General features: G+C 47.9%; 7 protein-coding genes and 1 tRNA gene. 4 read left to right on the forward strand and 4 right to left on the reverse strand.

Annotated features, from left to right (window positions below; genetic code table 11):
- Positions 1–5: 5 nt before the first annotated feature.
- Positions 6–1,193, reverse strand: coding sequence for a knotted carbamoyltransferase YgeW (ygeW, locus tag A7098_RS02080; protein ID WP_000859787.1), 1,188 nt, complete (start codon positions 1,191–1,193; stop codon positions 6–8).
- Between the two features lie 479 nt (positions 1,194–1,672).
- On the opposite strand from ygeW, the gene A7098_RS02085 reads away from it, so the two are divergent.
- Entirely contained in the window at positions 1,673–3,451 is a 1,779-nt protein-coding gene (locus A7098_RS02085) for a sigma-54-dependent Fis family transcriptional regulator (protein ID WP_032226135.1), read from the forward strand.
- 39 nt (positions 3,452–3,490) lie between these two features.
- Here A7098_RS02085 and xdhC read toward each other — a convergent pair whose 3' ends face one another.
- From xdhC to xdhA, 3 genes are read right to left on the reverse strand one after another with little or no spacing between them, the layout of a single operon-like run.
- On the reverse strand, positions 3,491–3,970 hold the full coding sequence (gene xdhC / locus A7098_RS02090; protein WP_001016617.1) for a xanthine dehydrogenase iron sulfur-binding subunit XdhC: 480 nt from the start codon (positions 3,968–3,970) through the stop codon (positions 3,491–3,493).
- Entirely contained in the window at positions 3,967–4,845 is an 879-nt protein-coding gene (gene xdhB, locus A7098_RS02095; protein ID WP_105280259.1) for a xanthine dehydrogenase FAD-binding subunit XdhB, read from the reverse strand. Before xdhB ends, xdhC begins: the two co-directional genes overlap by 4 nt.
- 10 nt (positions 4,846–4,855) lie before the next feature.
- Entirely contained in the window at positions 4,856–7,153 is a 2,298-nt protein-coding gene (xdhA, locus tag A7098_RS02100) for a xanthine dehydrogenase molybdenum-binding subunit XdhA (protein WP_105280260.1), read from the reverse strand.
- A gap of 389 nt (positions 7,154–7,542) precedes the next feature.
- Here xdhA and actS point away from each other — a divergent pair, with 389 nt between their 5' ends.
- The 3 genes from actS to A7098_RS02115 all read left to right on the forward strand — a co-directional run bounded on the left by actS (position 7,543) and on the right by A7098_RS02115 (position 9,292).
- Positions 7,543–8,298, forward strand: a complete 756-nt coding sequence (gene actS, locus A7098_RS02105) for an amidase activator ActS (protein WP_010347985.1) — start codon at positions 7,543–7,545, stop codon at positions 8,296–8,298.
- Positions 8,299–8,376: 78 nt separating this feature from the next.
- A tRNA-Gly gene (locus A7098_RS02110) sits at positions 8,377–8,450 on the forward strand.
- Between the two features lie 542 nt (positions 8,451–8,992).
- Complete coding sequence (locus tag A7098_RS02115) at positions 8,993–9,292, forward strand: hypothetical protein (RefSeq protein ID WP_001007918.1); 300 nt, start codon at positions 8,993–8,995, stop codon at positions 9,290–9,292.
- Positions 9,293–9,848 lie beyond the last annotated feature (556 nt).

Raw genomic sequence — 9,848 nt, forward strand, 5'->3', positions numbered from 1 at the left:
AGGGGTTATTTCACGCGTTCTTGCGCTTCTTTCAGCAGTTGTTCGAGCAGTGCACCCGGTTTGGCGTATTTACGGGACAGGATCATCGCGGCGATGATATAAGGCTTCCAGCTGGCTTCTTTGTAGGTCGCGATACGGTATTTTTCGAATACACCTTCAGTGACTTCACCTTCTTTACAGGATACGCCGCTGATATCGGCCGGCAGGCAGTGCATATACAGGGCTTCGCCATCACGGGTCAGCTCCATCATCTCTTCAGTACAATGCCAGTCTTTGTGTTGCGCGTTCTGCGCCAGGCACTGTTTTTCCAGAGCTTTAAGGCCTTCGTGATCGTTAGCGCGCAGCAGTTCAGTACGCTCTTCCATCACTTTATAAGGTGCCCATGACTTCGGATAAACGATGTCTGCATCTTTAAACGCTTCTTCCATGCTGGTGACCTGACGGAAGCTGCCGCCGGATGCTTTAGCATTGTTTTTCGCCACTTCAACGACATCCGGGATCAGGTCGTAACCTTCCGGATGAGCCAGGGTGACATCCATACCGAAGCGGGTCATCAGACCGATGATGCCTTGCGGTACAGAGAGCGGTTTGCCATAGCTTGGTGAATAGGCCCAGGTCATGGCGATTTTTTTACCTTTCAGGTTTTCCAGCGAACCAAAGTGTTCACGCAACCATGCCAGGTCAGCCATCGACTGCGTTGGGTGGTCGATATCGCATTGCAGGTTCACTAAAGCCGGACGCTGCGGCAGCACGCCCTGTTTGTAACCGTCATCAAGTGCAGCGCCAACTTCACGCATATAGGCGTTACCTGCACCCAGATACATATCGTCACGAATACCGATAGCGTCGGCGCAGAAAGAGATCATATTAGCGGTTTCGCGAACGGTTTCGCCGTGAGCTATTTGTGATTTACCTTCATCAAGGTCTTGCTGTGCCAGACCGAGCAGGTTAAGCGCGGAAGCATAAGAGAAGCGGGTACGAGTAGAGTTGTCGCGGAATACGGAAATACCTAATCCACTATTAAAGACTTTGGTCGAGATGTTTTCAGCACGCAGTGCTTTTAACGCTGCGGCAACGTCCAGTACTTGTTTCAGTTCATCTGGCGTCTGTTCCCACGTTAACAAAAAATCTTTCTCGTGAAGGTGAGAGGTCAGCGAATTGATATCCTTAATCAGCTCATTAACAGTTTTCATCATAAAGTCCCGATAGTGGAATGACAGGCAAAGTGGTTTATTTCACTGTGACTTGCCAAAGTGATTGGTGTTTTCACAGCTATACCTGGGACTAACAATAAGTGTGCCAGAATTATCCACGCGGCTGCGAAAGAGTAATTTGACGGATAATATGTGGGGCTGATCACAAATTAACATTGCACTATAGAGCATAAAAATATACGGAAACGATTGGCTTTTTTTCTGCCGTTATTTATTTGCTGCTAAGTATCATAAATAAGATATAAGGGAGAGGAGAATTGTCGTCAGTTTGATAAATGCAGTCCTGTAATTCTCATATTGATATAGAAATGTGATATCACTTCCATAATTTCATTAGAAAGTGATAAAAATCCTATGTTTTTAGCAAAGCTATATTTGTCTGAGTTAATATCGTCATGACCTGTGAACCATCAACGTCTTCAATGATCGACTTTTAAGTGATTCTGGAAGGTAAAGCTATGGAGCTTGTTACTACGCAGTCAGTATTGATGCAAATTCAACCAACAATTCAGCGTTTTGCCAGAATGCTAGCCAGCGTTTTGCAGCTTGAGGTTGAGATCGTTGATGAAAACTTGTGTCGCGTCGCTGGAACTGGCGCATATGGGAAATTTCTTGGTCGCCAGCTAAGTGGTAATTCACGCTTGCTCCGCTATGTCCTGGAAACCAAAACCGAAAAGGTTGTGACACAGTCTCGCTTCGATCCCCTTTGTGAAGGTTGTGACAGTAAAGAAAATTGTCGTGAAAAGGCATTCCTGGGCACGCCCGTTATTCTGCAGGATCGTTGTGTCGGAGTGATAAGTTTGATTGCTGTTACTCATGAGCAACAAGAACATATCAGTGATAATTTACGCGAATTTTCAGATTACGTTCGCCATATATCTACTATTTTTGTCTCGAAACTTCTGGAAGATCAGGGGCCAGGAGATAATATAAGTAAAATATTCGCTACCATGATCGATAATATGGATCAGGGAGTGTTAGTTATTGATGAAGACAATCGTATTCAGTTTGTTAACCAGACTGCATTAAAAACTCTTGGTGTTGCTCAAAATAATATGGTTGGGAAACCTATTCGTTTCAGACCATTAACATTTGAGAGTAATTTTACTCATGGACATATGCAACATATCGTTTCGTGGGATGATAAAAGTGAATTAATCATTGGTCAGTTGCATAACATCCAGGGGCGACAGTTATTTTTGATGGCGTTTCACCAGTCACATACCAGTTTTTCTGTGGCGAACGTTTCTGATGAACCGCATATAGAACAATTAGTGGGTGAATGCCGGGTTATGCGGCAATTAAAACGGCTCATTAGCCGTATCGCGCCCAGCCCATCCAGCGTAATGGTGGTCGGGGAAAGTGGCACCGGTAAAGAAGTTGTCGCTCGTGCAATCCATAAGTTGAGTGGAAGACGGAATAAACCCTTTATTGCTATCAACTGTGCCGCGATCCCGGAGCAGCTTCTGGAAAGTGAGCTGTTCGGTTATGTCAAAGGCGCTTTTACGGGGGCTTCTGCCAACGGAAAAACAGGGCTGATTCAGGCGGCGAATACGGGCACGCTGTTTCTCGATGAAATTGGCGATATGCCATTAATGTTGCAGGCAAAATTGTTACGAGCTATTGAGGCGCGTGAAATTCTGCCGATTGGTGCCAGCAGCCCAATACAGGTCGACATTCGCATCATTTCTGCAACTAACCAGAATTTGGCTCAGTTTATTGCTGAAGGTAAGTTTCGTGAGGATCTCTTCTATCGCCTGAATGTTATTCCGATAACGTTGCCGCCTTTGCGTGAACGTCAGGAAGATATTGAACTGCTGGTGCATTACTTTTTACATCTGCATACCCGTCGTCTGGGGTCGGTTTATCCTGGCATTGCTCCTGATGTTGTTGAGTTGCTGCGTAAGCATTATTGGCCTGGAAACCTGCGAGAGCTAAGCAATTTGATGGAATATCTGGTCAACGTTGTTCCTTCAGGTGAAGTCATTGACAGCACACTCTTGCCGCCCAATCTGGTAAATAACGGCGTGACAGAGCAAAGTGAGAGCCCAGAAGCCAGCGAAGCACATTTGGCACTTGATGATGCTGGTGGTACGGCGCTGGAGGAGATGGAAAAACAGATGATCCGCGAGGCGCTTTCACGTCATAACAGCAAGAAGCAAGTCGCTGATGAACTGGGCATCGGCATTGCTACGCTCTATCGTAAGATTAAAAAATATGAATTGTTAAGCGCGTAACCGCCGTAAATCCGGCCTGCATTCAGGCCGGATTTCGTTTTACTTCGTTTCCTCGCAGTCCAGCACTGTATTCACAATCATCTGATAACCGGTGCAGCGACAAAGATTTCCCGCCAGGCCGCGACGAATTTCCGTAATAGTTAATGGTTTCTCGCGTGGTTTTGCCAGCATTGCCGTGGTGGCCATAATCAACCCGGGCGTACAAAAGCCACACTGTACCGCGCCTGATTTCGCATAAGCCTGTTGTACATGAGAAAGTTTGCCGCCTTTTGCTTCGCCTTCCAGTGTGCGGATCTCTTTTCCTTCAGCCCAGGTGGCAAGGTATAAGCAGCTATCTATCGCGGTGCCATCAACCAGCACAGTACACGCGCCGCATTCTCCAACGCAGCATCCTTGTTTGACGCTAAGTAATCCTTGCTCACGCAGCAGTTCTGAAAGCGGCATACCCGGCGCGGCGCGGAGCTGAAAAGGCATTCCGTTAATGACGCATTCAATGGTAATTGTTTCGCTGTGGTTCATTGCAGTTTTCCCCCTGCCGCAGCGACGGCTTCGCTAATGACTTTTTTGGTCATCGTCTGGATAAGATGCAGACGAAACTCTTTACTCGCACGCCATGAGGAACGCGGGGCGACGTCTTGCAGGACAGACTCGCTGATGGCTTCCAGCGTTTGCAGGTTCAGTGGCGCGTTTTGTGCAGCCTGTTCAGCATGTTGGCAGCGAATCGGCGTTGGAGCGGCAACACCAAATGCCAGGCGTAATTCACTGAAACTTCCATTATCCAGCCGACAATGCGCGGCGCAGCCAATCGTTGAAATATCCATCGCGTCGCGCATGGCATATTTAAAATGCGCGCTACCAGCATGTTCTTTCGGTTGCGGCGGAAAATGAAAAGCGACAAGGATTTCGTCATGCTCAAGAGATACTTTGCCCGGCCCGGTGTGAAAGCCATTTATCGGGACAAAACGAACTCCTCGCGGTGAGTGGATCTCCAGCTTCGCGTCATAAATCAGCGTTGGCGTGGCGGAATCTGCGCTGGTGGCACCGTTGCAAATATTTCCACCGTAGGTAGCGACATTACGGATCTGTGGCCCGGCAATTGACGAAGCCGCAGCACATAACGCCGGAAGATGACGCTGGGTTAACGGATCTTCAATGAGCTGAGTAAATGTCGTCGCGGAGCCGATTCGCAGCGCGCCGTTTTCCTCCAGCGTAATCCCCCGAAGCTCCGCCAGATTGTGGATATCAACAATATGGCGATAACGGTCATTGTGATGGTGGAGCTGAATCAGTACGTCAGTGCCACCGGCGAGCAATTTTGCCTGCGGATTGTGGGCCAGCAGGTTGATGGCATCGGCAATGGTGGTCGCGCGATGGTAAGAAGCAAAATCAAACATGATGTTATCCTCAAATCAATCCTGCCAGATGGAACTCTTCGTATAACCGTTTTGGCGTCAGCGGCAGTGTATTGATTGCAACACCGGTAGCCATCTTCACCGCGTTACGAATAGCTGCGGCAACAGGAATGATCGGAGGCTCACCCAGTGACTTATGTCCGTATGCGGATTGCGGTTCATTGATTTCGACGAATGCGCTTTCCAGTTGTGGCAGATCTGGCATGGTCGGCATTTTGTAATCCAGCAGATTTGGGTTACGTACCACACCGCTTTTCGCGTCGATGATCATCTCTTCAAATAGCGCCCAGCCAATGCCCATTCCCATCCCGCCGTGTACCTGGCCTTCTGCCAGCAGCGGATTAAGAATATGCCCTGAATCATGAACATTGAGGATGCGGTTGATAGTGACTTTGCACAGCGCGATATCGACCGTCAGATCAACAAAGGTACAGCCAAACGCTGGTGGGTTCGTGGTGGTTTTGATGGAGCTTTCTGCAGAAAGCTGTCCGCCACGCTCGGGATGATAAAACGCATCCATTGCCAGATCTTTTAATGACAACAATGGCTCTTCCGGTCTTTCAACCAGCACGATATGGCCTTTTATCAAGGTTAGATTCATCGCTGACTGATGTAGCATGACTGCGGCGTGAGCGATGATTTTCTCTTTCAACAGCAACGCCGCACTGCGCAACGCTGGCGCGGCAACATAGCTCTGCCGTGACGCAAACGCACCGGGGTCGAAGGGTGTAACGTCGGTGTCTTGTGTCGAAATTACGCGGACATCGCTGACTGGGATACCCACGGTTTCCGCCACCATTTGCGAGAACACGGTGTCGGCACCCTGACCGATTTCCGTCGCACCGCTTTGTACGTTGATGGTTCCATCCTGATTCATCAACAGGCGTGCGCCAGCGATTTCTACACCAACAGGCCAGGTGTTAGAGGTGTAGCTAAAACAGGCAACGCCAACGCCTCGCCGTAAATTGCCTTGCTGGTTCTGGCACTCTGCACGGCGTTTTTCCCATTCAAAGATTTCTCGTCCTTTTTCCAGACACTTTGGTAATCCGGCGCTGTAAATACGCTTGCCCGTGAGTGGATTCGCATCGCCTTCACAAGCGGCATTACGTAAACGAATTTCTACTGGGTCTAGTTCCAGCGCGGTAGCGGCGTCATCCAGCATTGATTCGACAGCAAAAACGACTTGCGGTGCACCATAACCGCGCATCGCGCCAGCCGAGGGCAGATTGGTATAGCAGGTCTTTGAACTGTAAGCGTAAGCACAACGAGGATAAAGGTAAGCGACTTTATTACCGCCTGCGGAAGCGATGGAGTGACCGTGAGAGGCATAAGCGCCGGTGTTGGACAGAACATCCAGACTATAACCTTTCAACGTACCATCACGGTTCACGCCCATTTGCCCATCAATGGTAAAGGCGTGGCGGGTTCGGGTTGCGAGAAAACACTCTTCACGGCTAAGGGAAACTTTCACCGGAATACCACCGAGCTTGCTGGTCAGGAATGCCGCCATGGGCTCTTCCAGCACATCCTGTTTATTACCAAAACCGCCACCGACAAACGGTTTGATGACTCGCACACATGACCAGGGAATATCCAGCGCCTGACCGACAACACGGCGAACAATGTGCGGGATCTGCGTACTGGAGACGATGGTAATTCGCGAGTCATCCTCCATCCATGCCAGAGAGGTCACACTTTCCATATGGCAATGCTGAATGACCGGTGTCTGATAATGCCCCTCGATCTGGTAATCTGCCGCATCGATTGTTTGCTGGACATTGCCTGTCGACATCATGCTTTGTTTAAGTAAATTTCCGCCGTTATGGATTGGTGCTGCGTCTTCTGCCAGTGCCGCTTCTGGCGTGGTGATAACGGGTAATTCTTGCCACTCGATGCTGACTAGTTGCGCCGCTTTTTCTGCCGTGAGCTCATCGCGGGCTACGACGATGGCAACAGCATCACCATGATGACGAACATGGCGGGTTAACAGTGCGCGATCGGCGGTATCGCGTTTATTTTCGTCAAGCGTCCATGCATGTCCTGCCGTCGCGAATGGGATATCCGGTACATCTTCCCAGGTAAAAATCGCCAGTACGCCCGGCAGGCTTCTGGCTTTTTCATCGTTAATATTTACGGCATAACCATGTGCGATAGAGCTACGTACATATTTTGCGTAACACATGCCTGCCATAACATAATCATCTGTATATCGTGCCCGCCCGGTAACCTTAGCAATGGCATCTACGCGCATACATGATTCACCTGTAGCGGTTGCTTCCCGCGCTTCCATAGAAATCCCCTTGATTTGAACATTTGGTTCTTATGGCAATGATTTAGTCTTTGCAGGCAAGAATTACGCCAGAAACGACTATAAACATGGTGGGAGGAGGGAAGTGTGATGTTGTTAATAAAACGCCAGGGATGATGCGTTTTTATCAGCAAAGAAAGAGAGGGCAGTGTATCAATATGAGTGTGATAAAAATCATTGTGATAAATGAATATTAGGCGACTCTCAGGGGGCTCTCTTTTTCGTTATGACGATGTGCAAATGGGGGATCGCTATCCTAATGGATTCATTCACAATTCTTGATTTGTACATCCATTTTCCGAGCAATGGATTGGGTATCTGACAGGTGGCTGCTATGATATAGCGTCTTGTTTTTTGAGCGAGGAAAGATTTTGAGCGCAGGACGCCCGAATAAAAAAACGCTGGGTATCGTGATGCTGTTATCGGCAGGGCTGCTTCTGGCGGGCTGTTCTGGTAGCAAATCATCAGACACAGGAACGTATTCCGGCTCCGTTTACACCGTGAAACGGGGGGATACGCTTTATCGTATTTCACGCACCACGGGAACAAGCGTAAAAGAACTTGCCCGACTCAACGGCATTTCTCCACCCTATACCATCGAAGTTGGTCAAAAGTTGAAGCTTGGTGGGGCAAAAAGTAACCGCAGCTCGAGAAAAAATACAGCCAAATCAACGACGAAAACAGCGTCAGTCACTCCACCGCCAGTGGTTCCGAAATCTTCATGGCCACCCGTCGGACAACGCTGCTGGATATGGCCAGCGAGTGGAAAAGTTATCATGCCTTACTCAATGGCGGATGGCGGCAATAAAGGGATTGATATTGCTGCAGCGCGCGGGACACCAATATATGCAGCTGGCGCCGGCAAGGTTGTGTATGTCGGTAACCAATTACGTGGCTACGGTAATCTCATCATGATTAAACACAGTGAAGATTACATCACTGCCTACGCTCATAACGACACGATGCTGGTAAACAATGGGCAAAATGTTAAGGCTGGGCAAAAGATAGCGACGATGGGCAGTACGGATGCTGAATCCGTGCGGTTACATTTCCAGATTCGTTACCGTGCTACGGCGATTGATCCTTTGCGCTACTTGCCGCCACAGGGCAGCAAACCAAAGTGCTGATGGTGAATTAATCAGCAGTCAGTAGCAAGGCACTTGCTAAGAAGAGCGTAAGGTTTATAATGCCTTACGCATCTCAAAGCGGGCGTAGTTCAATGGTAGAACGAGAGCTTCCCAAGCTCTATACGAGGGTTCGATTCCCTTCGCCCGCTCCAGAATCTCCCCAAGTGGAGAAGACTAAAAAAGTCTTCTCTGTCAGCAAGTTAAATAGTTACCTATTTAATTTGCTTAGGAGTTCTACCACTGTGATCCGCCCTTGTAGCTGTTACGTTGAGTTACACGGGAAGATGGCAGTATAACCAACGTGGCGGCAGTTGCACACCTCACACCGCGATAGTCAAACGTGAAGGAAAAGCCTACCCAGGCATTGTAATGTCATCGACGGCGGCGCTTGCGACGACCTCAGCGCGGGATAAACAGGCGAATGATGGGAAGAGTGTTTTTAAGTGTATATGTGGATTTAAAGCCCCACCTCTTCATAAAACCGTAACTGCATCGCGAAAGAGTGCAGCTCTACCCCGGCTCGTGCATCCGATAATGTACACCTGACTTACTGATCGCTACCGCTGAAAAGATGATGATACGCCTCCGGCGCTTTTGTTGATGTACCCATCACGGCGCTTTATGGCTCCTATTGTCTAAAAATAATCCTCCTGGTATTTTAAGCATCTAAGACAGTTTGAATGATGGGGGATGTATGGCGATATCAGCAAAGAAAGCCGCCTACAAAGAAAAGAAAGCAAAAGCCGCAGAACTAGCCAAACTACGCCGCCAGCAAAAAGCAGCATTAACCAGAATGATAAAGAAGGCTAGAGAAGACGGCACATTTGACAGCTTGCCAGACGATATCAAAGCAAAGTGCCTTAAACACGAAGCAAAGCGGGAAAAGGCAGCATACTTCTATAACCAGTGGAAAGAGAAGCAAGCATACGCCGCACGTCGTGAAGAAGTGGCGGGTATTGATGAATTATCCCTGCAACACTTCAAATCAATTTAAATACTCCCTGATTCTCTAAAACGCAACAGGACGCATTCTGACGCTGTTTTCATTGCTTGGTATAGGGATGTATAGGTGGTGTGTGTTTAATGCGTCTGTGCGCTTGTTTTGTGCCTTATTTTGCATTTTCATAATGCAGGAGAGAACACGGAAAGCCTTAAAATTAATTATTGGGGTATTTAAGGCTATTTTTAGGGTATTTAAGGGTATTAAACTTGATTTAATTGATTAAAATATAAACAGATAATTATGTATCTTATTGATTTATAAGGTTATTTTTAAATAAAGGTAAATAAAAAATAAATAGCCATAAATAGCTATAAATACATCTAAATACCTATAAATCCCTTTGAATACATATGAAGCCCCTCCCTTATGGCTAGATTGCGAGAGGTGCTTAACGCGATTTTCACCGCCCCCCGATCTGGAAAATCCAGAATCCCCAAATATCAAGGAGGCATTACGCCTCCTCTTCTTCCTTCTTGATACGTTGCACTGTAGTGGCATAGTGAATTTGGCCACCTGAATAGAGGTGATATCATCACCTCATAGTCAA

It is taken from the genome of Escherichia sp. MOD1-EC7011 (assembly GCF_002965005.1).
Taxonomy (GTDB): Bacteria; Pseudomonadota; Gammaproteobacteria; order Enterobacterales; family Enterobacteriaceae; genus Escherichia; species Escherichia ruysiae.